General features: G+C 68.9%; 17 protein-coding genes. 10 read left to right on the forward strand and 7 right to left on the reverse strand.

Annotated elements, in window-relative coordinates; genetic code table 11:
- The first annotated feature begins 187 nt into the window (after positions 1-187).
- From I4U41_RS16905 to I4U41_RS16915, 3 genes are read left to right on the forward strand one after another with little or no spacing between them, the layout of a single operon-like run.
- Entirely contained in the window at positions 188-1,051 is an 864-nt protein-coding gene (locus I4U41_RS16905; protein ID WP_206862332.1) for a tetratricopeptide repeat protein, read from the forward strand.
- A gap of 5 nt (positions 1,052-1,056) precedes the next feature.
- Complete coding sequence (locus I4U41_RS16910) at positions 1,057-1,737, forward strand: hypothetical protein (RefSeq protein ID WP_206862333.1); 681 nt, start codon at positions 1,057-1,059, stop codon at positions 1,735-1,737.
- A 10-nt stretch (positions 1,738-1,747) separates the two neighbouring features.
- Positions 1,748-2,641: a DUF1570 domain-containing protein gene (locus I4U41_RS16915; protein ID WP_206862334.1), complete on the forward strand. Its 894-nt coding sequence runs from the start codon at positions 1,748-1,750 to the stop codon at positions 2,639-2,641.
- Positions 2,642-2,749: 108 nt separating this feature from the next.
- Here the strand turns inward: I4U41_RS16915 and I4U41_RS16920 are convergent, their stop codons facing one another.
- On the reverse strand, positions 2,750-3,772 hold the full coding sequence (locus tag I4U41_RS16920) for a hypothetical protein (protein WP_206862335.1): 1,023 nt from the start codon (positions 3,770-3,772) through the stop codon (positions 2,750-2,752).
- A 355-nt stretch (positions 3,773-4,127) separates the two neighbouring features.
- Here I4U41_RS16920 and I4U41_RS16925 point away from each other — a divergent pair, with 355 nt between their 5' ends.
- The gene (locus tag I4U41_RS16925) at positions 4,128-5,903 is read left to right on the forward strand and encodes an EF-hand domain-containing protein (RefSeq protein WP_206862336.1); all 1,776 of its coding nucleotides are present in this window, start codon (positions 4,128-4,130) and stop codon (positions 5,901-5,903) included.
- Between the two features lie 325 nt (positions 5,904-6,228).
- Here I4U41_RS16925 and aceE read toward each other — a convergent pair whose 3' ends face one another.
- Entirely contained in the window at positions 6,229-8,928 is a 2,700-nt protein-coding gene (gene aceE, locus I4U41_RS16930; RefSeq protein ID WP_206862337.1) for a pyruvate dehydrogenase (acetyl-transferring), homodimeric type, read from the reverse strand.
- A 528-nt stretch (positions 8,929-9,456) separates the two neighbouring features.
- On the reverse strand, positions 9,457-9,801 hold the full coding sequence (locus I4U41_RS16935; protein ID WP_206862338.1) for an EF-hand domain-containing protein: 345 nt from the start codon (positions 9,799-9,801) through the stop codon (positions 9,457-9,459).
- 49 nt (positions 9,802-9,850) lie between these two features.
- Here I4U41_RS16935 and I4U41_RS16940 point away from each other — a divergent pair, with 49 nt between their 5' ends.
- From I4U41_RS16940 to I4U41_RS16950, 3 genes are all read left to right on the forward strand, one after another.
- Positions 9,851-11,974, forward strand: coding sequence for a TonB-dependent receptor domain-containing protein (locus I4U41_RS16940; RefSeq protein WP_206862339.1), 2,124 nt, complete (start codon positions 9,851-9,853; stop codon positions 11,972-11,974).
- An 85-nt stretch (positions 11,975-12,059) separates the two neighbouring features.
- Positions 12,060-13,886 carry an SLC13 family permease gene (locus I4U41_RS16945; protein WP_206862340.1) on the forward strand — a complete coding sequence of 609 codons (1,827 nt, stop codon included), beginning with the start codon at positions 12,060-12,062 and terminating at the stop codon, positions 13,884-13,886.
- Between the two features lie 144 nt (positions 13,887-14,030).
- Positions 14,031-14,318: a hypothetical protein gene (locus tag I4U41_RS16950; protein ID WP_206862341.1), complete on the forward strand. Its 288-nt coding sequence runs from the start codon at positions 14,031-14,033 to the stop codon at positions 14,316-14,318.
- Positions 14,319-14,485: 167 nt separating this feature from the next.
- Here I4U41_RS16950 and I4U41_RS16955 read toward each other — a convergent pair whose 3' ends face one another.
- The 3 genes from I4U41_RS16955 to rsgA form a co-directional block, all read right to left on the reverse strand.
- Entirely contained in the window at positions 14,486-16,789 is a 2,304-nt protein-coding gene (locus tag I4U41_RS16955; RefSeq protein WP_206862342.1) for an NADP-dependent malic enzyme, read from the reverse strand.
- A gap of 103 nt (positions 16,790-16,892) precedes the next feature.
- Positions 16,893-18,155 carry a flavohemoglobin expression-modulating QEGLA motif protein gene (locus I4U41_RS16960; protein WP_206862343.1) on the reverse strand — a complete coding sequence of 421 codons (1,263 nt, stop codon included), beginning with the start codon at positions 18,153-18,155 and terminating at the stop codon, positions 16,893-16,895.
- Positions 18,156-18,387: 232 nt separating this feature from the next.
- Positions 18,388-19,527: a ribosome small subunit-dependent GTPase A gene (gene rsgA / locus I4U41_RS16965; RefSeq protein WP_206862344.1), complete on the reverse strand. Its 1,140-nt coding sequence runs from the start codon at positions 19,525-19,527 to the stop codon at positions 18,388-18,390.
- A 204-nt stretch (positions 19,528-19,731) separates the two neighbouring features.
- Here rsgA and I4U41_RS16970 point away from each other — a divergent pair, with 204 nt between their 5' ends.
- The 3 genes from I4U41_RS16970 to I4U41_RS16980 are packed head-to-tail and all read left to right on the forward strand — an operon-like array spanning position 19,732 to position 22,316.
- Positions 19,732-20,976, forward strand: a complete 1,245-nt coding sequence (locus tag I4U41_RS16970; protein ID WP_206862345.1) for an aminotransferase class I/II-fold pyridoxal phosphate-dependent enzyme — start codon at positions 19,732-19,734, stop codon at positions 20,974-20,976.
- Positions 20,976-21,605, forward strand: a complete 630-nt coding sequence (locus tag I4U41_RS16975) for an SGNH/GDSL hydrolase family protein (protein ID WP_206862346.1) — start codon at positions 20,976-20,978, stop codon at positions 21,603-21,605. The genes I4U41_RS16970 and I4U41_RS16975 overlap by 1 nt, the downstream gene beginning before the upstream one ends.
- Before the next feature lie 12 nt (positions 21,606-21,617).
- Positions 21,618-22,316, forward strand: a complete 699-nt coding sequence (locus I4U41_RS16980) for a methyltransferase domain-containing protein (protein ID WP_206862347.1) — start codon at positions 21,618-21,620, stop codon at positions 22,314-22,316.
- A 60-nt stretch (positions 22,317-22,376) separates the two neighbouring features.
- Here the strand turns inward: I4U41_RS16980 and I4U41_RS16985 are convergent, their stop codons facing one another.
- Positions 22,377-23,198 carry a polysaccharide deacetylase family protein gene (locus I4U41_RS16985; protein ID WP_206862348.1) on the reverse strand — a complete coding sequence of 274 codons (822 nt, stop codon included), beginning with the start codon at positions 23,196-23,198 and terminating at the stop codon, positions 22,377-22,379.
- Positions 23,199-23,238 lie beyond the last annotated feature (40 nt).

The raw sequence follows: 23,238 nt of genomic DNA on the forward strand, positions 1-23,238 counted from the left end.
CGCCCGCATGGCGCGCAGCGGACTGGTGCATTGGGACCCAACGCGATCCGCGCACGCACCGGCCGCCCGGAGGTCGCGCGGCTAGCGACGGGCGATGAGCGGCGGTGTGGTGGCATGGATGTTGGCGGATTGGCGCGTCGGCCGGGCTCCTGCGACACTCGCGTGGATCGCCTGGGGAGGTGAACCGATGGATGCCGTTTTCCGAAGTCGGGTGCTCGTGGTGGCGCTTTGCGCCGCGCTGATGCCCGCCGTCGCCACGCAAGCGACGGATACGACACAGGCGCCCGCATCGGCGTCGGCGTCCGGCGCGATGAACCCGCAGGCGCGCTGGTTCCGCCAGCAGCTGGCGTCGGCACACGCGTTGGCGCGGGGCGAGCAGATCGAGCAGGCCGATCGCGCCTTCGGGCGGCTGGTGGACGACCCGCTTCTCGCGACGCTGCCGGCGGGCGAGCAGCGCGCCGCGTTGTCCACGGCCGGCTGGATGGCCATCCGCCAGGACCAGGGCGCGCGTGCCCTGTCGCTGTTTCGCCGCGCCGTCGCCGCGGAGGATTCGGACGCCGACGACTGGTACCGCATCGCGATGATCGAGTTGGAGGAAGGTCGTCCCGAGGCGGGCGCGGTGGCCTTTACCGAAGTCGTCGAGCGTTGGCCGGAGCTGCTGCCGAACGTGCACGAGCGCTACGTCATGCAACTGGTGTATCGCAGCCGACCCGGTTCGCCCGAACGCGTGGCGCTGCTGCGGGCGCTGTTCGATGCGAACTGGGATGCACGACTGGGCAGCGCGTCCGACGCCTGGTACGAGCTTGCCGTCGAGGCGCTGGATCGCGGCGACGCGGACACCGCGCGCGCGGCGATCGCGCGCATCGCGTCTCCCGAACCGATGGTGCGCCTTCGCAGCGAGAAACGCTTCGACGCGGTGATGCCCGGCGAGGGCTGGTCGACCCGCCCGGAACGCGCGGCGCAGCGCGCGGTGGAGGCGCTCGGCGAGCAGGTCGCACTGGGCCGGACGACCTGGAGGTCCGCTCCCATCTCGCCAGTGCCATGCTGCTGAACGGCATGAACGAACAGGTCCTGGAGTTCACCACGCGCACGCTCGACGAGATCGCGCAGGCGCCGCCGGACGAACCGGCGTTCGCGAACCTCGACGACCACGTCTGGATCCTCAACGGCCGGGCCATCGCGCTACGACGGCTGGGACGAACCGACGAAGCGCTCGCCGAGCTGCACCGCGCCGCGCAACTCGCCGAGGCCGGCGAGCAGAACGTGAGCCAGGCGCTGAACCTCGGCGCCTTCCATTGCAGCCTCGGCCGCCCGGACGACGCCCTGCGCGCCATCGACGTGGTCGGTGCCATGAGCGGCTACGGCCGCATGGTCGAGAACGGCGTACGCCATTGCGCCGCCCTGCAGACGGGCGATCGGGGCGCCGCGCGCAAGGCGCTTGCCTACCTTCGCGAACACCGCGGCGACGGCGAGTTGTCCTACGTCGAAGCCTTGTTGCGCGAGGGCGATCTGGACACCGCCGCCGAGCGCGTCAAGGCGTTGCTCTCTTCCTCCGAACACCGGGGCCGCACCCTTCGATGGATGCAGCAATACGTGCGTCCCGCTCCCTTGCCCGGCGATGTCGCCACCCGCGCCGCGCGCGAGACATTGCTGGCGCGCACGGATGTGCGCGAAGCGATCGACGCGGTCGGGCGGATCGGGGAGTACACGCTGTACCTTGAAGAATCGATGGATTGAGGGCGCGACAATGCGACGCACCGTGTGGTGGAGCCTGTCGGCCGCGATGGTCACGGTTGCCGTCGCGTGGCTGATCGTCACGCACGCATCGCATGTCGCGCCCCCTGCATCGCCCTCCGTCGGCCGTACTGGAACGCAGGAAGGCGTGGCCTCCCGTCGCACCACCGCGCATTACGCCATCGCGTCCTTCGCCACGGCGAAACAGACGACGCAGATCGCCGATGCGGTCGAGGCGTTGCATGGCGCATTCCTCGAGTTCTTCCCGGGCGTTCCGTCGCAGCGGCCGGATGGGCGGAAGCTCCAACTCGTGCTCTACCGCGACCAGGCGCACTTCAAGGCGAACAACCGCAGCAAACCGTGGGCCGAGGCGTATTACCGGCCACCCACGTGCTTCGCCTACTACGCCGTTGGCGAGCGCAACCCCTACCACTGGATGCTGCACGAAGCGACGCACCAGCTGCATCACGAGCTCGCCGGGTTCTCGCGCGCGCAGTGGCTGGGCGAAGGACTCGCGTCCTATTTCGGAGCAAGCCGCATCGCGGCCGGCACGCTGATGCCTGGCACGGTGGATGCCGGCGCCTATCCGATCTGGTGGTTGCCGTCCCTGGCGCTCAGCGGCGACCTCGACCAGGACATCGCGCAGCGTCGCATCATTCCGCTACGTGCCCTGATCGAAGGTACCGGCCCGCCCATCGCGCAGCAGGTCAATCTCTATCACATCGAGTTCTGGAGCCTCACCCATTTCCTGTTGCACCACGACCAGGGGCGATACGCGAAGGCGTACCGCACGCTGCTCGAAGGCGACGGTTCGCTGGCGGAGTTCGAGGCCTTGGTCGGGCCGGTGGAACGGGTGCAGGTGGAGTGGTACGCGCACCTGCGGGCGCAGGTTTCGGCGTTGCGCTGAGGCTGGCGCGCGCGGCATCGGCCGCGCCGGCGCGCAGCCCCCGGCGAAACCGGGCGTGCCAGGCACGCCCGGCCCGGGTTCTGGATTTCCACTCCTACGCGAACGCGATCATTCTTCCTCGCCCAGCTTCCACTGCTTCTTCAGCGCGCTGCTCATCGCTTCGGACAGGCTCTCCTCGCTGGCGGCGGTGAAGGACGCCCACGCCTTGGTCAGCATGTCGGCGCGCCCTGCTTCGCCGACGGTTACCTCCAGTGCGGCCATCGAACCGCCACTGCCCTCGGGCAGATATGGTGGCATCGGCAGGGCCGCGGCCTTCGACCAGTCAAGCGTTTCCACGTGCGCGCAGGATCCGACCGGCTTGCGCTTGGAATCGACTTCGCAGTCGTCGTCGATCAGCACGGCTTCCTTGCCGTCCCGCTTGCTGGTCCAGTAATAGCCGGCGCCGTTCTGCGAACCGATGGCCTGGACGGATAATCCTGCGGAGAAGGCGAGCGCGCCCTTCGAATGGCGCGGCACGAAACGGTCGAAGTCGTAGCCCAATGGCAGCGCCTTCAAGGCGCCGTCTTCACGACGCAGCACGAAGACCATCGTCGAAGCCAGTTCGACGCTGCCCGCAGGACACCGCGCCAGCGCGTCGACCTGTTGCGTGCAGTACCAGCGCTGCGCGATGACGCAGCTCCGCGTTCCGTCGCCGCTCCATTTCGATGCGGCGAACACGTCGCCGAACTCGGGCTTGTTGCTGTAACCGGCGGTGTGCTCCTTGACCTGCTCGGCCGCACGCTTGCTCAGGTACTTGATGGCCAGACCCGCAAGCCAGTCGACGAGCACGCCGCCGGCCACCGCTGCGGGTGCCGCCAATGCGTTGACGACGCCTTTCTGGTCGGTGCTGGATCCCGGCGGCGCGGGAAACTCCGTGACACCGCATTCGCGCCCCACCGCGGCGCCGAGCATCGAATACCGGTCCACGAACATGCGCGTGGGATCCACCGCGCCGTGGAACTGCGTGACCTCCAGCGTGCTGGCCGATACGACCTCCGGCACGCGTGGCGGTGCGGCGTGTGCCGGCCCGCCGGCCGAGGCGATGGCGAACACCAGCGACGGCATCCCCATGAACTTCACGACACCCCTCATGCATCCTCCCCTTGTGGATGAAACGTTCCTTCGGGCACGGCGATGCCGGCGCATGTCGCGCCACCGCATCGAAGACGAACCCCCTGTCGTGCATCACCCCTCGCATTCCGCCGCGAACGGCGGCCCCGCGAGGGGCGGGGTGATTCTGGCATGTTCCGTTCGTAAGGGAGGCGTGCGATGCGCGCGCGTCAGCGCCCGGTGTGCGCATGGATGTTGGCGGGTTGGCGCGCGACATCGCAACTTCCGCGTCGGCCCACCCCACAGGCCACTCCTCGCTTTCGGACCTTTCTGATGGACGCGACGCAGCAGGATCGCGAGCGTTCGAGTCACCTTCGACTTCACGGATCCGAAGCTGATGAACGCGCCCATGTCACCCAGGCCGATCGCCACGTCGCGCTTCGGCTATCCGTTCAAGGACAAACAGGACCGGGAGATCACCGACCCGCACGCCTTCCTCGGAGCGCTCGTGCCGGCGCAGGGCGGGCATTACCTGCTCGGCGCCTCCGGGTTCTTCCACGGCGGCGTGCACCTGACCTCCGCGTGCAAGGCGCACCTGACCCTCGACAAGGGCATCCGCTGCCTCGCCGACGGCGAAGTTGTCGCGTACCGCATCGACGGCGACTACCACGACGCCACGCCCGGCGCGGTTGGCGATGGCGCCACGCTGCGTCCGTACTCCGTCGGCTTCGTGCTGGTGCGGCACCGGCTCCAGGCGCCCACGCCCGCGCAGCCGCCCAAACCTCCGCCGATGACGCGCCCGGGTGCGGAGGCCGACGACTGGGGCACATGGCTCTTCGGCGATCCGCAGGGTCGCGAGCGCATCGCCTGGCTGCGCCACGGCACGCCGCTGATCGTGGAAATCGGCCCGTACTCGCCCGGCGAGAACACGTCCGTGCGCGTGGTCGACACCCTCGACCCGAAGCTGCCGCGCGAAGCATGGGTGAGCCGTACATGGCTGGCGATCGACCGCGCGGCCGGCACCGGGCTGCGCGGCTGGTTCGGGTTCAAGGAGATCATCAGCACCCGCGTGTATCGCGGCGACAGCATCGATCCGGAACGAACGGCCGCGTACGCGGAGAACCAGGCCGAGCGCCAGCGCCCTCCCGTACCGTCCGCGCCGGTACTGACGCTCTACAGCCTCTACATGCACGTTGCGTCCGAAGGCGATTACCGCCGGCACGCGGACTGGAAGCGCCCCGCATGGTGGCCCGAACGCGACGGCGAACGGAAACCCGACGCGACCGACCGCATCGTCGTACTGCCGCAGCCCGTGCCCCTGCGGCAGGGCTACGTCATCGCCCACATCGGCGAGGACGTGCCCGCCTACGCGTACCCCATCGCCGGAACGCCGGTCACGCGCCGCCTGCTGCACCTGGAAGTGTTCAGCGGCGACGACGTTCCCGCCTATCTCACCGCCAGCCGTAGCTGGGCGAAGGAGCACGTGCCGGAGAACGAACGCACCCTGCTCCTCCTGCTCGAAGGCGACACGATGGAGCGCGACACGGGCGGCACCGTGACGGTGAAGCAGCGGCAGATCCTGCGCGTCGCGGGGCTGGAATCGCGCACCGTCGACGGCAAGCGTTGGCGCAAGGTCACGCTGGACACGATCAACGGCAGCGCGACCGGCTGGATCGAGGAGGACGGTCGTCTCGTATCGCCCTGGGAGTGGCCGGGCTTCGAAACGCACGGCGAAGCCTCCACGTTCGACGGCTTCCGCCACCGGGACGCGGACGCCTACGCCCGTCACCTGCGCGGCGAGGAACCGCGTCCGCCGGACAGCCCGTTCTTCCAGGCGCTGCACGCGCTGATCGACCGCAACGGCGACGGCCAGCTCAGCGAGGAGGAACTCGACCGCGCCCTGCGCAACCGTTACCTGGCCGATCGCGTTTCCCGCCTGATCGTGCGCCACGAAACCGAGTGGACGGTCGCGAACATGCAAAACCACACCAACACCGTGCGGCGCATCGTCTCACAACTGGGCCCCATCTCCGTGGAGACCGTGAACGCGGAGGTGCGGCGCTTCGCCACCACTGAAGACAACGACCTTCAGGCTGGTAAAGGAGGCCTTCGCCTCGGCAATCCGCGCGATGATTGTTTCTTTACTAAGGCGCCCTTTAATCGCGGGGCTTGATTCGAAACAACATTGCTTGCACGCAGCCGTGCACTGATATGTGCACAGGATCGTAAGGGTGTGCGGGCCAAGCCAATCGGGTAAGGGCACGTCTCTCGCCTCACTGTGAGTTTCATAACCACATGGCTCGCCAAGAGCGTTGCATGAAGAAAGGTTGATCTCAGTCGTCGGATTCCATCTGATCGCATTGCGCGATCGGTCTGACTTTTTAACGAATCGCGTCACTGCGTCGCATTTGAGTTGGGCTACGGACTGAGTGCGGACAAAAAAAGGGCGACCTTCCGGTCGCCCCTTGTCATTGCTTCGCCGATTTATCGAAAACGCCTTACACACCCAACGGATTCGGCTTCTCCGAATCAATCTTGTACTGCTTGATAGCCCGAGCCACATCCTTCCCCGTCATCTTCCCTTCCGCCGCCAGCGCCGCAATCGCCGCGTGCGCGATATGGAAGCGGTCCACCTCGAAGTGGCGGCGCAGGTTTTCGCGGGTGTCGCTGCGGCCGAAGCCGTCGGTGCCCAGCACGGTGTAGCGCGTGGGGACGAACTCGCGGATCTGGTTGGCGAAGGTGCGCACGTAGTCGGTGGCGGCGATCGCCGGCCCGTTGCGGCCTTCCAGCAACTGGGTGACGTACGGCTTGCGCTGTTCGCCTTCCGGGTTGAGACGGTTCCAGCGCACGGCGTCTTCGCCGTCGCGCGCGAGTTCCGTGAAGCTCGGGCAGGACCAGATGTCCGCGGTGACGCCGAAGTCCTTGTCCAGCAGTTCGGCCGCGGCGATGGCTTCGCGCAGGATGGTGCCGCTGCCCATGAGCTGCACGCGCAGTTCGCCCTTCTTCGCCTTGCCGGCGTCCTTGAGCAGGTACATGCCCTTGATGATGCCTTCGGCCGCGCCCTCGGGCATGTCCGGGTGGCTGTAGTTCTCGTTCATCAGGGTGAGGTAGTAGTACTCGTCCTGCTGCTCGGTGAGCATGCGCTGCATGCCGTGCTGCAGGATCACCGCGACTTCGAAGCCGAAGGTCGGGTCGTAGCTGCGGCAGTTCGGGATGGCGCTGGCCAGCAGGTGGCTGTGGCCGTCTTCGTGCTGCAGGCCTTCGCCGTTGAGCGTGGTGCGGCCGGCGGTGGCGCCCAGCAGGAAGCCGCGCGCGCGCATGTCGGCCGCCTGCCACGCGCTGTCGCCGATGCGCTGGAAGCCGAACATCGAGTAGTAGATGTAGAACGGCAGCATCGGCAGGTCGTTGGTGCTGTAGCTGGTGGCCGCGGCCATCCAGCTGGTGAACGCACCGGCTTCGGTGATGCCTTCTTCCAGCACCTGGCCGGCCGCGTCTTCGCGGTAGTACATCAGCTGGTCGCGATCGACCGGCTTGTACTTCTGGCCGTGCGGCGCGTAGATGCCGATCTGGCGGAACAGGCCTTCCATGCCGAAGGTGCGCGCTTCGTCGGCGACGATCGGCACGCAGCGCGGGCCGACCTGCTTGTCGCGCAGGATGATGTTGAGCGACTGCACGAACGACATCGTGGTGCTGATCTCGCGATCGCCGGTGCTCTTGAGCAGGCGATCGAAGGCTTCGAGCTTGGGCACTTCCAGAGTCTGGCTGCTCTTGCGGCGGCGCTGCGGGAGGTAGCCGCCGAGCTGCTTGCGGCGCTCGTGCATGTACTCGATTTCAGGCGACTTCTCGCCCGGGTGGAAGAACGGCACCTTGCCGTCGGCCAGCTGCGCGTCGGTCACCGGGATGTTGAAGCGGTCGCGGAAGATGCGGACGGCTTCGTCGTCGAGCTTCTTGGTCTGGTGCGTGGGGTTGAGCGACTCGCCGGCCGCGCCCATGCCGTAGCCCTTCACCGTCTTGGCGAGGATCACGGTCGGCATGCCCTTGGTGTTCACCGCTTCGTGGTACGCGGCGTAGACCTTGTGCGGGTCGTGGCCGCCGCGGTTGAGGCGCCAGATGTCGTCGTCGGACAGGTTCGCCACCAGCTGCGCGGTTTCGGGGTACTTGCCGAAGAAGTTCTCGCGCGTGTACTTGCCGCCGAAGGCCTTGCAGTTCTGGTATTCGCCGTCGACGGTTTCCATCATCAGCTGGCGCAGCTTGCCGCTGGTGTCGCGCGCCAGGAGCGGATCCCAGTAGCTGCCCCAGATGGTCTTGATGACGTTCCAGCCGGCGCCGCGGAACTGGCCTTCCAGTTCCTGGATGATCTTGCCGTTGCCGCGCACCGGGCCATCCAGGCGCTGCAGGTTGCAGTTGATGACGAAGACCAGGTTGTCCAGGCCTTCGCGGCCGGCCACCGAGATGGCGCCGAGCGATTCGGGTTCGTCCGTCTCGCCGTCGCCGAGGAACGCCCACACCTTGCGGTCGCTCTTGGGCAGCAGGCCGCGGCCTTCCAGGTACTTCCAGTTGCGCGCCTGGTAGATGGCGGCCAGCGGGCCCAAGCCCATCGAGACGGTCGGCACCTGCCAGTAGTCGGGCATCAGCCACGGGTGCGGGTACGACGAGATGCCGCGGCCGTCGACTTCCATGCGGAAGTTGTCGAGCTGGGATTCGCTGATGCGGCCTTCCAGGAACGAACGGGCGTAGATGCCCGGCGAGCTGTGGCCCTGGACGCCGATGATGTCGCCCGGGTGGTCGCCTTCCGGACCGCGCCAGAAGTGGTTGAAGCCCACGTCATAGAGGGTGGCGGCCGAGGCGAACGAGGCGATGTGGCCGCCGAGTTCGCCCGGCTTGCGGTTTGCGCGCACGACCATGGCGAGCGCGTTCCAGCGGATGATCGAGCGGATGCGCCATTCCATCGCGTGGTCGCCGGGGCTCTTGGCCTCCAGGTGCGCGGGAATGGTGTTGATGTATTCGGTGGTCGGCGAGAACGGCAGGTGCGCGCCGGCGCGGCGCGTGACCTCGACCATGCCTTCGAGCAGCTGGTGGGCGCGTTCGGCGCCGTCGCGCTCGATGACGGCCTGGACGGACTCGATCCACTCGCGGGTTTCGGTCGGGTCCGGGTCGTTCTGGATCAGGTCGTTGATGACAGCGTGGAGAGACGTCATGCGTATCGCGGCCCCTATTGGCCGCGCCTCGTGTGGGGACGGGTTAGAGCATCGATTCTAACAGCCGGACCCGGCTCACCGGACCCCGCTTCTGGCCCGCTGCGTTGCGACGAAAGGCGAATGGCGGCGCGGGGTTGCGTACGGGGGCGGATGTCGGGGGCGAGGATGGAACGGGCTTTGTAGCCGTTGTAGCCCGGGTAAGCGCAGCGCACCCGGCTTGGAGCACCGGAACCCTGCCGATGCGGTTACGACCGCTGATGCGATACGGGCTCCCCGGGTGCGCTTCGCTTACCCGGGCTACAAGGGCGTCAAGGGCGTCGCGCGCATCTGGGGTACGGGCCTGGATCCCGCCGCCTTGCCGCTACCTCACCGGCGGAATCGCCGCTCCCAGGTTGGAGCACCGGAACCCTGCCGATGCGGTTACGACCACCTGATGCGATACGGGCTCCCCGGGTGCGCTTCGCTTACCCGGGCTACACGGGCGTCGCGCGCATCTGGGGTACGGGCCTGAACCCCGCCGCCTTGCCGCTACCTCACCGGCGGAATCGCCGCTCCCAGCACCTGTCGCTGGAAGTTGGCCATCTCCTCGCGCGTCACCCGGCCGTCGTGGTCGGCATCCATGTGCTCGAACAGCGCGCGTGCACCGGCGGCGTGTTCGGCGGCGGTGACCACGCCGTCGCCGTCCAGGTCCATCGGCAGGGGATCGTCCACCGGTGGCGCGGCAGGCGGCGGTGCGACCGGCACCACGGACGACGTTGCCGGATCGGGCGGCACCGCCGGCACGGGCTGCGGAGGCGCGCTCGTTTGCGCGGAGATGACGATCGGCACGGCCACAATGGCGGAAACGAGCAATGCGCGGACTGCGACCTTCATGACCCCACCCCACCCGAACGATTCCGGCCGACACCCTAGCGAGGCGGCCGTGTGCGTCATTTCACGGCGCAAGCGGCGCGAACCGGCCGCGACCACGCTCGCCCTCGCGCTGACGGCCGTGCTCGTTCATCTTCCCGCCGCCGCGCAGACGGCCACCACGCTAGATACGGTCGAAGTGCTCGGCACGCGGCATTCGCTGTCGGATTTCCCCGGTTCCATCAGCGTCATCGACGGCGACACGCTGCGCGCGGGGCAGCGGCAGGTGTCGCTGGCCGAATCGCTGGTGCGCGCGCCCGGCATCACCGTGCTCGATCGCCAGAACTACGCGCAGGACCTGCAGGTGCAGAGCCGCGGCTTCGGTGCGCGATCGACCTTCGGTATCCGCGGGATGAAGCTGATCGTCGACGGCATTCCCTCCTCCGCGCTCGACGGCCAGGGGCAGGCGGCGAGCTTTCCGCTGAGCGCGCTCGACCGCATCCAGGTGCTGCGCGGCCCGCTCGCGCTGCAATACGGCAACGCGGCGGGCGGGGCGATCATCGGCGAAACGGCCTTCGATGGGCGTTCGACGCAGGTGGACGGCTGGATCGGGTCGAATTCCAGCGCGCGGTTGGCGGCGGGTTTCGAAGGCGCAAGCAACGATGAGGCCTGGCGCTGGCGTGCGCTCGGCAGCTGGTTCACCACCGACGGCGACCGCCCGCACAGCGCGGCCGAGCGCTCGCAGCTGGACGCCGTCGCGCAGTACACGCCGAACGACCACGCACGCCTGCGCCTCGTCGCCGGCGCGCTGGGCCAGCCGTACACCGACGATCCGCTGGGCCTCACGCGCGAACAGTGGGAGCGCGATCCGCACGGCACCGCCGCCGTCGCCGAAACCTTCGACACGCGCAAGAAGATCGACAACGCGCAGGTCGGTGCGCGCTGGGAAGACGAGTACGCGCAGGGCCGCGAATACTGGATCGGCGGCTACGGCGTCGCGCGCGACGTGGTGCAGTTCCTGTCCATTCCGATCGTGGCGCAGCTGGCGCCGAGCAGCGCGGGCGGCGTGATCGACCTGGGGCGCCGATCGAGCGGCGTCGATGCGGGGCATCGCTGGGATTTCGGGCGCGGCGCGCTGACGCTCGGCATGGAAGCCGGCTGGCTGCACGAGCAGCGGCGCGGCTACGAGAACTTCGTCGGCGACGAACTCGGCGTGCGCGGCCGTCTGCGTCGCGACGAGGACAACCGCATCCGCAGCACCGAGGCGTTCGCGCTCGGCGAATGGCGGCCGGCGCAGGACTGGACCGTGCTCGGCGCGGTGCGGCGATCGAAACTGCGGTTCGAATCGGACGATCACTACATCGCGCCCGGCAACGGCGACGACAGTGGTTCGCTCGATTACGGCGAAACCGCGGCGGCGCTGGGCGTGTCGCGCGCGTTCGGCGAGGGCGAAGTGTTCGCCAGCCTGGGCCACGGCTTCGAAACGCCGACGGTGACGGAACTCGCGTATCGCCCCGACGGCAGCGCGGGCTTCAACACGGCGCTGGAACCGGCGCAGTTCGACACCGCCGAAATCGGTGCGCGCTGGCGCTTCGCATCGGCCAGCGCGAGCGTGTCGGTGTATCGCATCGAGGGCGAGGACGAGATCGTGCCGGCCGACAATCGCGGTGGCCGCGCGAGCTTCGCCAACGCCGGCCGCACGCGCCGCGAGGGCATCGAGGCGGGCTTCGACGGCCGCTTCCATCCGCAGTGGTCGTACGCGCTGACGGCGAACTTCCTGCGCGCGCGATTCACGGAAGGCTTTTCGTACACCGTGCTGAGCGGCGGCGAGGAGCGGGTGCAATTCGTGGAAGCGGGCAATCGCATTCCGGCGATCCCGCGCGCGGACGGTTACGCGGAACTGGCCTGGAACACGCGCGACGGCCGCACCAGCGCCGCGGTCGAGATGCGCGCGAGCGACGGCGTCCCCACCGACGATCGCAACACCGATGCCTCGCCGGGCTACGCGACGTTCGCGCTGCGCCTGCAGTGGCGGGCGGGCGCGTCGGGCTGGCACGGCTTCGCGCGCGTGGACAACGTGTTCGATCGCGATTACGTCGGTTCGGTGATCGTCAACGAAGGCAACGCGCGGTTCTTCGAACCGGGCGCTGGCCGCGGTTTCACCATCGGCCTGGGGTGGCACGGCGCCGGCGGCTGAAACATTCTCCGTGGGTGCGGCGTGAAGGCGACGCTGACGGGCCGGCACCTATAGTGGCCGCCGCGAAGGCGTCCGGTCACGACCGATGTCCACGGAACTACAGCTGGTCCTGTTGTTGCTGGCGGGCGCCATCGCGATGTTCTCGCTGGGGCGTCCGCGCACCGACGTGGTGGCGCTGCTGATGATGGCGGCGTTGCCGTTCACCGGCGCCATCGACATCACCGAGGCGATCGCCGGCTTCGCCGATCCCAACATCGTGCTGATCGCGCTGCTGTTCGTGATCGGCGAGGGACTGGTGCGCACCGGCGTGGCGCAGCGGCTGGGCGAGATGATCGTGCGCCATGCCGGCGCCAGCGAAACGCGGTTGATCGTCGCGTTGATGACGGTGGTGGCGCTGGTCGGATCGGTGATGAGTTCGACCGGCGTGGTGGCCATCTTCATTCCCGTGGTGCTGCGCATCGCGCGCGGCAGCGGCATCGCGCCCGCGCGCCTGATGATGCCGCTCAGCGCCGCCGCGCTGGTCAGCGGCATGATGTCGCTGGTCGCCACCGCGCCCAACCTGGTCGTGCACGGCGAGTTGATCCGCGAAGGCTACGAAGGCTTCGCGTTCTTCGACTTCACGCCCTTCGGCGTGCCGGTGCTGGTCGTCGCGATCGGCTACATGCTGATCGCACGGCGTTGGCTCGCGGGCGCGACGGCGACGCAGGACGTTCCCGGGCAGCCACGCATCGCCAACTGGATCCACGATTACCGCCTCGCCGGCCGCGCATACCGCGTACGCGTGCTGGACGATTCGCCGCTGGCCGGGCGCGCGGCGTCGGAACTGGAAAGCGACGAATTGCAGGGCCTGCTGGTGCTCGCCGTCGAACAGGCCGGGCACTTCGGGCGCACGTCGCTCGCCTCGCCGATGGGCGCGCGCGTGGACGCGGGCAACGCGCTGCTGCTGGACGTGCACGATGCGGGCATCGATGCGATCGCGCTGTTCCATCGGCTGCGGCTGGAGCCGCTGCCGCTGGCGGGCAGCTATTTCTCCGGCTACGCGAACGACATCGGCATGGCCGAGTTGATGATCCCGGCGAACTCGCCGCTGGTCGGCGCGACCGCGCGGCAGGCGCGGCTGCGCACCCGTCATGAGCTGGCGGTGATCGGCCTCAAGCATGGCCGCACCGCCGAGGTGCGCGACGTGGGCGACCAGCCGTTCGAGGTCGGCGACACGCTGCTGGTCGCGGGGCCGTGGGCGACGATCCGCGCGCTCGGTTCGGGGCCGAGCCGCCTCATCCTGCTGGGGATGCCGGCGGAGTTCGACGACGTGGCCCCCGCCGCATCGCGCGCGCCGCTGGCGCTCGCCACGCTGCTGCTGACCATCGCGCTGATGGTCTCCGGCGTGATCGCCAACGTGCACGCGGCGCTGCTCGGATGCCTGCTGATGGGCGCGTTCGGCTGCATCGACCTGCGCAGCGCCTATCGCGCCATCCACTGGCCGAGCCTGGTGCTGATCGTGGGCGTGCTGCCCTTCTCCATCGCATTGCAGCGCACCGGCGGCATCGACCTGGCCTCCGCGGCGCTGCTCGACGTGGTGGGCGAGGCGCGTCCCCGCGTGGTGCTGGCGGCGCTGTTCGCGGTTACCGCGGTGCTGGGGATGTTCATCTCCAACACCGCCGTCGCGGTGTTGATGGCGCCCGTCGCGCTCGCATTGGCCGAACACCTCGACGCCTCGCCGCAGGCGTTCGCGATGACCGTCGCGCTGGCCGCCTCCACGGCGTTCATGACGCCGGTGTCCTCGCCGGTCAACGCGCTCGTGGTCGGTCCGGGCGGCTACCGCTTCGTCGATTTCGTCCGCGTCGGCACGCCGCTGGCGCTGCTCGTCCTGCTGGTGACGGTGGCGCTGGTGCCGCTGTTCTTCGGGTTCTGAGTTCCTGACGCCATGGCGGACGCGGCGTGTTCACCACGATGAACGAGGTGGTCTGCGATATGCCGTCACTGGCCTGCGTCCACATCGACTGCCGCCTCACGCTTCGCGGCCTAGCCTGAGTGTGTCTCCATCGAGGAACGCGGCATGAAGCAGCTCACCGACAAGCACAAGGGCGATACGCGCAGCGGCGTGGGCCGTCAGCCCGAGCGCGACGAACTCGGGCGTCGTCCGACCGAACTGGAGGAAGCGTCTTCGCAGGAAGAAGGGCTGACGCGCGTGGAAAGCGTGCCGAGCGGCGGGATGAATCCGGAGGTCGGCGAACTCGATGCCGACGCGGATGCGGAACGCGATCCGGCGGCTCAGGACGATCAGGACGATGGCGGCGACAATTCGCTGCCGGGGAAGATGGGCGGCGGGTTGATGGGGGCGTGATTTGCCGGTCCGTACTCCGGACCCGCACGATGCTGGTGTAGCCCGGGCAAGCGAAGCGCACCCGGGGAGCCTGCGCTGAGGCGGCCCGACCCCGGGTGCGCTTCGCTTGCCCGGGCTACAAGTGCCGCACTACCTTCGGCCGCCGGCGCTCGGCCGGCGACCCGGCGTCAGATCCCCGACGACGAAAGCGACGCGCGGATCTGCGCGTCCACTGCCGCGATCGCCGTCATGTTCACCACGCGACGCGGCGTCGAGGCGGCGGTGAGGATGTGCGCCGGCTTGTCCAGACCCATCAGGATCGGACCGATCGCCACGCCTTCGGTCATCACGCGCACCATGTTGTAGGTGATGTTCGCCGCGTCCAGGTTCGGCATCACGAACAGGTTCGCGCGGCCCTTGAGCAGCGTGTTCGGGAAGATACGGTGGCGCAGTTCCTCGTCCCACGCGGTGTCGGCCTGCATTTCGCCGTCGACTTCGAGCTTCGGCACGCGCTGCTTGATCAGCTGGAACACCTTGCGCATCTTCGCCGCCGACGCGTTGTCGTGGCTGCCGAAGTTGCTGTGCGAGAGCAGCGCGACCTTCGGCTCGATGCCGAACAGCTTCAGCCGGAACGACGCCTGCAGCGTGGCCTCGGCGATCTGCTCGGCGGTCGGATCGCACTGCACGTGCGTGTCGAGGAAGAACCACACGCCCTGGTCGTTGATGACGCCGGTCATCGCGGCGGTGCCGGTCACGCCGCGGTCGAAATCGAACACGCTGCGGAGGTAACCGAGCTTCTTGTGGAAGCGACCGACCAGGCCGCAGATCATCGCGTCGGCTTCGCCGCGTTCGACCATCAGCGCGGCGATCAGCGTCGGGCGCGAACGCAGCAGGTTCTTCGCCGCCGCCGGCGACACGCCGCGACGTTCGGTCAGCGCGTGGTACTGCTGCCAGTAGTCGTTGAAGCGCGGGTCGTCGTTGATGTTGGTCAGCTCGAAATCCACGCCCGCGCGCATGCGCAGGCCGAGGCGCCTGATGCGCGTGTCGATGACGTCCGGACGGCCGATCAGGATCGGGAAGGCGAGCCGCTCGTCGATCACCGTCTGCACGGCGCGCAGCACGGTTTCCTCTTCGCCCTCGGCGTAGACCACGCGCTTGAGGTCGCTGCGCGCGCGGTCGTACACGGGCTTCATCACCAGGCCCGTGCGGTAGATGAAGGTGCCGAGCTTTTCCTCGTACGCGCGCATGTCCTCGATGGGACGCGTGGCGACGCCGGATTCCATCGCCGCACGCGCGACGGCCGGTGCGAGTTCCACCAGCAGGCGCGGATCGAACGGGCGCGGGATCAGGTATTCCGGGCCGAATTCAGGCGCTTCACCGCCGTAGGCCGCGCCGAGGTCCGCCGACTCCTCGCGCGCCAGCTGCGCGATCGCGCGCACGCAGGCGAGCTTCATCGCCTCGTTGATGCCGGTGGCGCCCACGTCCAGCGCGCCGCGGAAGATGTACGGGAAGCACAGCGCGTTGTTGACCTGGTTCGGGTAGTCCGAACGGCCGGTCGCGATGATGCAGTCCGGACGCACGGCCTTCGCGTCCTCGGGGAGGATTTCCGGATACGGATTGGCCAGCGCGAGGATCACCGGACGGTCGGCCATCGTCGCGACCATTTCCGGCTTCAGGATGCCGCCGGCCGACAGGCCCAGGAACACGTCCGCACCGTTGACGATTTCCGCCAGCGTGCGCGCGCTCGTGTTGCTGGCGTAGCGCGCCTTGTCGGGATCAAGGTGTTCGCGGCCCGCGTAGATCACGCCATCGCGGTCGAACGCGATGATGTTTTCCTTCTTCAGGCCCAGCGCCACCAGCATGTCCAGGCAGGCGATGCCCGCCGCGCCGGCGCCGGTGGTGGCGAGCTTCACGTCCTCGATCTTCTTGCCGACCACTTCCAGCGCGTTGAGCACCGCGGCGCCGACGATGATCGCCGTGCCGTGCTGGTCGTCGTGGAACACCGGGATCTTCATCCGCTCGCGCAGCTTGCGCTCGACGATGAAGCACTCCGGTGCCTTGATGTCTTCCAGGTTGATGCCGCCGAAGGTCGGTTCCAGCGACGCGATGATGTCGACCAGCTTGTCGGGGTCGCGCTCGTCGATCTCGATGTCGAACACGTCGATGCCGGCGAACTTCTGGAACAGGACGCCCTTGCCTTCCATCACCGGCTTGCCGGCGAGCGGGCCGATGTCGCCCAGGCCCAGCACGGCCGTGCCGTTGCTGATCACCGCCACCAGGTTGCCGCGCGCGGTGAGTTCGCTGGCGCGGTTGGGGTCCTCCACGATCGCCTCGCAGGCGAAGGCCACGCCGGGCGAGTACGCCAGGGCGAGGTCGCGCTGGGTCACCATCGGCTTGGTCGCGGCGACCTTGATCTTCCCGTGGGGGCTGAGGCGGTGGTAATCGAGCGCGGCTTGCTTGAGCTCGTTGGCGGACGGCGATTGTTCGGACATCAGGGCGGAAACCACGGGCGGGCCGGTGATTCTAGCCGTTTAACACCTTGGCCGAGGACGGCACGGTATGGCGGAAGCGCGACGGACGCCCGGAATCGCCGTTCTACAGGTCCGGCACGTGGCCGTCGGCGACGATCCTGTCGAGGCGGATGCGGTTGGCGAACAGCGAGAACGCGAGCATCCCGGCCAGGCCGTTCGCGCGCGCGACCCACTGCGGGAGCCAGCGCGCGGGCTTCAGGACGCCGGCGGCGAACAGGGGCTCGAAGCGCTGCACGTCGGCCAGGGTCATCTTGCCGGCGAACAGCCACCGGCACAGTTGCAGCTTGCGTTCGCGCAGGGCCCAGCGGAAGAAGGTGTGCACGCCCAACAGGCCGCGCAGGTAGACGATGTCCTTGGTGAAGGCGCTGCCGCCGGTGGTCGGCACCCCGCGGAACACGCGCTGCGCCGAGGCGAAGCCGTCCTCCGGCGTCTGGCCGGCGTCGAGGAAATAGCGGAACACCTCGATGAAATCCGCGCCGTCCAGCGCCATCGCCACCGCTTCGATGCGCAGGCTGATGCGCTTCATGCGGCCGATGTCGATGCTGCCGGTGATCTGCTCGGCGAAGGTCGCCAGCCCTTCCTGGGTCGCGGTGATGCGCGGCGAGGACAGCGCCAGGCTCGGCAACACCGGCTGCTGGCGGCCGTTGAGCGCGGTGAGCGAATGCACGAAGGCCTCGTGCTGGACGAGCTGGTGGCGGTCGTAATCGCTGAAGGCCGCGCCGAAGCGCAGGCGGATGCGCGTGGCGCCGGCGGCGGCCTTGGCGATCAGGTCCGGATCGAGCACGACGTCGATCATGCGGCCGTCGAAGTAGTCGTCCAGTTCGCGCTGCAGCTGCAACTGCAGCGCGGTGGCCGAGATGGTGACCTTCTCGGCCGGCGCCATCAGCTCGTGGTCGAGTTCGTCCGCGATGGAAATGAAGTGCCGCGCGGCGTCGCGGGTGGTCGGGCCCTCGCCGGGCAGGCATTCGTCGGGGCGGCCGAACAGCTGGATCGAGCGGTCGCCGACCGTCGCGGTGCCCAGGTTCTCGCACAGCGATGCGGCGATGGACCAGCTGCGGGCCGATTCGACCAGATATGCGCCCAGCGGATGCGCGGGATCGGCCTGGCGGGTGATCGCGTCCAGCTCGGCGCGCGCCAGGCTGAAGTCGAGCTTCGGGTATTCCGGATGCGGCAGATTCACCACGCCGCGGGCGTAATCGGCGAGGAAATGCGCCTCCTGCCCCGCCGGCCAGCTCACCAGCGCGAGCAGCCGGATGTCCTTCACGGCCTCGACCATGCGGGCGTCGAGGGCGGCGTGGTGGGCGATGTCGGGGGAGATGCTGTCCATCGCCGTTTACTCCTACCCCTTCTTGCAGGGGGAGGTCGGGTGGGGGGGCGCGGCGCGCAGCGCCGGTAACAAGCAGCCAGGCTCGCCGGCGCCGTGGACTTCACCCATCTCCACCCCCACAGCCATCGGGCATGGCCCGGTGGCGTTCGTCGCGACGCGCGCCATGACGCGCAACCGTCGCTCCTCGCCCCTGCAAGCAGGGGAGGGAGCAAAAGCGCCTGGAAGAGAGCGGTCAGTGCCGCCCATACTTCTCATCCAGCCGCTTGTTCAGCGCCTTGCCCTGCACCTTCTCCTCGGCCTTCTGCGCGCGGCGCGTGGCGAGGCGGTTCGCCGCGCCGGCGACTTCCTCGCTCAGCTTGAGGTAGTTGGCGAAGCGCTGCGGATCGAGCTTGCCGGCCTCGATCGCCGCGCGCACCGCGCAGCCGGGCTCCTTCGCGTGCTTGCAGTCGCGGAAGCGGCACTGTTCGGCCAGCGCCTCGATGTCGCTGAAATTCTCCGCGACGTCTTCCTCGCCGGTGGGCTTGAGCTCGCGCATGCCGGGCGTGTCGATCAGGCACGCGCCCGAGGGCAGCGGGATCAGCGCGCGGTGCGTGGTGGTGTGGCGGCCGCGCGAATCGTGTTCGCGCACCTCGCCGGTCTTCATCTTCTCGATGCCCAGCAGCGTGTTGGTCAGCGTGGACTTGCCCGCGCCGGAGCTGCCGATCAGCACCGCCGTGCGCCCCGGCCCGAGCCATTCGCCAAGCGCGGCGACGCTGTCCGCCTCCTTCGCATTCACCGCGCGCACGGCCACGCCCTGCGCCGCGAGTTCGACCAGCGCCGCCATCGCATCGTCCACCGCGCCGGTGTCGGCCATAGCGGCCTGGTCGGCCTTGGTCAGCACGACCACCGGCTCCACGCCGCCGCCGCGCACGAGCAGCAGGTAGCGTTCGATGCGGCGCGGGTTGAAATCGGCGTCCAGCCCGCAGACGACGAAGACGGTGTCGACGTTCGCGGCGATCAGCTGCTGCTGGTAGTGCTCGCCGGCCGCGCCGCGCTTGATCGCGCTCCGGCGCGGCAGCAGCGCGACCGCCTTCTTGCCTTCGATGAGCAGCCAGTCGCCGACGCCGGGACGCTGCTCGATGGTGACCGTGCCCTTGCGATAGCCCGGCGGGCGCTGCCATTGCGGCAGCGATTCGACCGGGAAACCGGTGTCCGGGCCGTCCGCGACGACGTAGCCGCTGCGGTGCTGTTCGATCACCCGCGCCGGCCGGGCCTGCGGATGCGCCGCCATCACGGTGCGCCATTCCAGGTCGGCGGCGGACGCGCTCTCCGGCGCCGGCGCGTCCGCGGGGAGCGGCCAGCCGATCGCGCGGAGGTCGTCGAAGGTGGGCATCAAGGGCGGCGGTCGCGGGGGCTCATGGGCCCGGATTCTAGTGCGCCGCGCGCGCGGTGGGTGCCGGCGGACGCATCGGCGGCGCGACCGCGTTGGAAGCTTCGAAGGAGATCGCCGCGCCGATCGCGGTTTTCGAGCGGATTCCCCTGTGGATGGCGCCGGTTTCGGCTAGTCTGGCCGTCCGAACCCCCAATCCCCGCCGCAATGTCCCTGCCCCCCGTGAAGACCCGCGAACGCCTGTCCGAAGTCCGTTACGAGATCCGCGGCGAACTGGCACGGCGAGCCCGCGAGCTGGAGGGCCAGGGGCGCAAGCTGATCAAGCTCAACATCGGCAACCCGGGCGCGTTCGGCTTCCGCGCGCCGGAGCACCTGCAGCGCGCGATCGCCGACCGCATCGCCGACACCGATCCGTACACCCACCAGCAGGGCCTGCCGCAGGCGCGCGAGGCGATCGCCGCGTTCCACAAGCAGCGCGGCACGCCGAACGCGAGCCCGGAACGCGTGTTCGTCGGCAACGGCGTGAGCGAGCTGATCGACCTGTCGCTGCGCGCGCTGCTGAATCCGGGCGATGAAGTGCTGCTGCCCTCGCCCGACTACCCGCTGTGGTCGGCGGCGACGATCCTCAACGACGGCCGTCCGGTGTATTACCGCTGCCTGCCGGAAAACGGCTTCCTGCCCGATCCGGAGGAAATCGCGTCGCTGGTGTCGAACCGCACGCGGGCGATCGTGCTGATCAACCCGAACAACCCGACCGGCGCCGCGTATCCGCGCGAGCTGCTGGAGCGCATCGTCGCCGTCGCGCAGCGCCACAAGCTGCTGCTGATGTGCGACGAGATCTACGACTCGATCCTCTACGACGAAGCCGCGTTCACGCCGATCGCGCCGATCGCCGGCGACCTGCCGTGCCTGAGCTTCAGCGGCCTGAGCAAGGTGCATCGCGCCTGCGGCTGGCGCGTGGGTTGGGCGGTGCTGTCGGGCGATCCGGTCGCCAGCGGCAACCTGCACCACGCGATGGACCTGCTCGGTGCGCTGCGCCTGTGCGCGAACGTACCGGGCCAGTTCGCGATCGAAGCCGCGCTGCACGGCGAGGACACGATCGCGCCGCTGTGCGCACCGGGCGGCCGACTGTTCGAAGCGCGCCGCGCCGTGATCGAAAGCATCGAGCAGAGCCGCCACCTCGAACTCGTCGCGCCGGCCGGCGCGCTGTATGCGTTCCCGGCGGTGACCGGCGCGGCGGCGGAAGGCTTCGACGATCATCGTTTCGCGCTGGAACTGCTGGAGACCGAGGATGTCCTCGTCGTGCCGGGTTCCAGTTTCAACGTGCCCTATCGCAACCACTTCCGCGTGACGCTGCTGCCGCAGCCGGACGATCTGCGCGAAGTGTTCCGGCGCATCGAACGCCTGCTCGACCGCTACGCGCAGTCCGACGCGCGGGCCGCGGTGGCCTGATGGCGAGCGCGCCCGCCCCCGCGCTGTCGTTCCTCGCCCTGGGCGACAGCTACACCATCGGCGAAGGCGTGCCCGAAAGCGGTCGCTGGCCGGTGCAGCTGGCCGCGAAGCTGCGCGAGGAAGGCATCGCGCTGGCCGATCCACGCATCATCGCCACCACCGGCTGGACGACCGACGAGCTGGCCTGGGGCATCGACGGCGCCGAGCCGCTGGGCGAATGGGATTTCGTCACGCTGCTGATCGGCGTGAACAACCAGTACCGCGGTCGCAGCGCCATCGACTATCGCGGCGAGTTCGAAACCCTGCTGCAGCGTGCGATCCGCTACGCGCGCGGGCGCGCCGATCGCGTGCTGGTGCTGTCGATTCCCGACTGGGGCGTGACGCCGTTCGTGAAGACGACGAAGTCGACGCCGGAGCAGATCGCCACCGAACTCGACGCCTACAACGCCGCCACGCAGGTCGTGTGCGAGGCGCACGGGGTCGCGTTCGTCGACATCACGCCGGTGTCGCGCGAGCGCGGCGCGGAGCCGGAGATGCTCGCCGACGACGGCCTGCATCCGTCCGCGTCGATGTACACGCTGTGGACCGCGCAGGCGTTGCCGGTCGCGCGTTCGCTGCTGCAACGCTGAGGAGCCGACGACGTGAACGCCGACGGCCTCGCAGTCCGCCCGCTTCCGCCGCAGCGCGCGAACGACATCGCGCGCGCGTTCCTGCCGCGCTGGTACCGGCGCTACGACTACTACTACGCGCGCACCAAGCTCGGCACCGATCCGCTGTATCCGGGCGTGTGCGACGTGCTGCGCGGTACGCGCGCACCGCTGCTGGACATCGGCTGCGGCCTGGGCCTGCTCGCGCACGCCCTGCGCGGCGACGGGCAGACGATGGCGTATCGCGGCTACGACAACGATGCGGGGAAGATCGAACGCGCACGCGGCGCGGCGCGGCGCTGCGGGCTCGAGGGCGTGGAATTCGGCACGGCGGACCTCGGCGCGCAGCTGCCGTCGCATCGCGGCAGCGTCGCGCTGCTGGACGTGATGCAGTTCGTGCCCGAAGACGCGCAGGTGCGCGCCATCGACGCATGTATCGCGATGCTGGAACCGGGCGCGAAGCTGGTGATCCGCACGGGGCTCGCCGACGGCAGCCATCGCGCGCAGGTCACGCGGGCCGTGGATGTGTTCGCCAAGGTCGTGGGCTGGATGAACGCCGCGCCGATCCACTATCCCGATGCGGAGATGCTGCGCGCGCGTTTCGATGCGGCGGGGCTGCGTTCGGAATTCGTGTCGCTGCGCGGGAATACGCCGTTCAACAATTTCCGGATCGTGGCGACGCGCGACGTTTGAGTCTGCTCTTGTAGCCCGGGTAAGCGGAGCGCACCCGCGGCGGGCAACGATCGGCGCGACTTACCCCGAGTGCGCTTCGCGCACCCGGGCTACCAACGCGGCATCGAGCTCCTCCGGCAACACCGTCCCGAACCCGAGCGCCTTCAACCGCACCAGCAACGTCGCCAGTGTTTCGACATTGCGTCCGTGCGCGGCGCCTTCGTGCAGCAGGACGATCGCGCCTGGCGCGAGATCGCGTTCGATACGCGCGACGACGCTGGCCGGATCGCGTAGCACCGCATCGTACCCGCGCGCCGACCACGCGACGCGCGCCAGACTGTGACGCTTGAGCGATGCGGCGACGAACGGGTTCGCCATCCCCACCACCGCGCGGAACCAGTGCGGGCGCGTCCCGCTGAGAAACGTGAGCGCGGACTGCGCCTGGTCGATCTGCGCGCGCATCGCCCGCGGCGGCAACGCCCAGAACCACGCCTGCGGATGCGTGTGGCTGTGCTGGCCGATGCCGTGACCGCGGCGGACGATCTCGGTCACCAGGTCCGGCCGCGCCTGGGCACGTTCGCCGACGAGGAAGAACGTCGCCTTCGCGTCGTGTGCGTCGAGCAGGTCGAGCATCGGCCGCGTGTCGTCGGATGGGCCGTCGTCGATGGTGAGCCAGACGAGGTGTTGATCGGTGGGCAATCGGCTCAGCACCGGACTCAGCAGGCGCGAGCGCGGATGCAACGTCGCCCAGACCAGCGTGGCGTGGGTGATCAGAAGCGCCGGCAAGCCGGCCTTCCAGCCCCAGAGCCACCAGATCGCGACGACCGCGAGTTGGGAAGCGGCGAACAGCCAGGACCAGGCGTGCGGATGGCGGGGAGGCTGGTGGAGGGAAGAGGCGCTCATGACCGAAATGGTAATGCTCACGGACCTGGAACCCCGCCTC

This window comes from Lysobacter changpingensis (assembly GCF_017308985.1).
GTDB lineage: Bacteria > Pseudomonadota > Gammaproteobacteria > Xanthomonadales > Xanthomonadaceae > Lysobacter_J > Lysobacter_J changpingensis.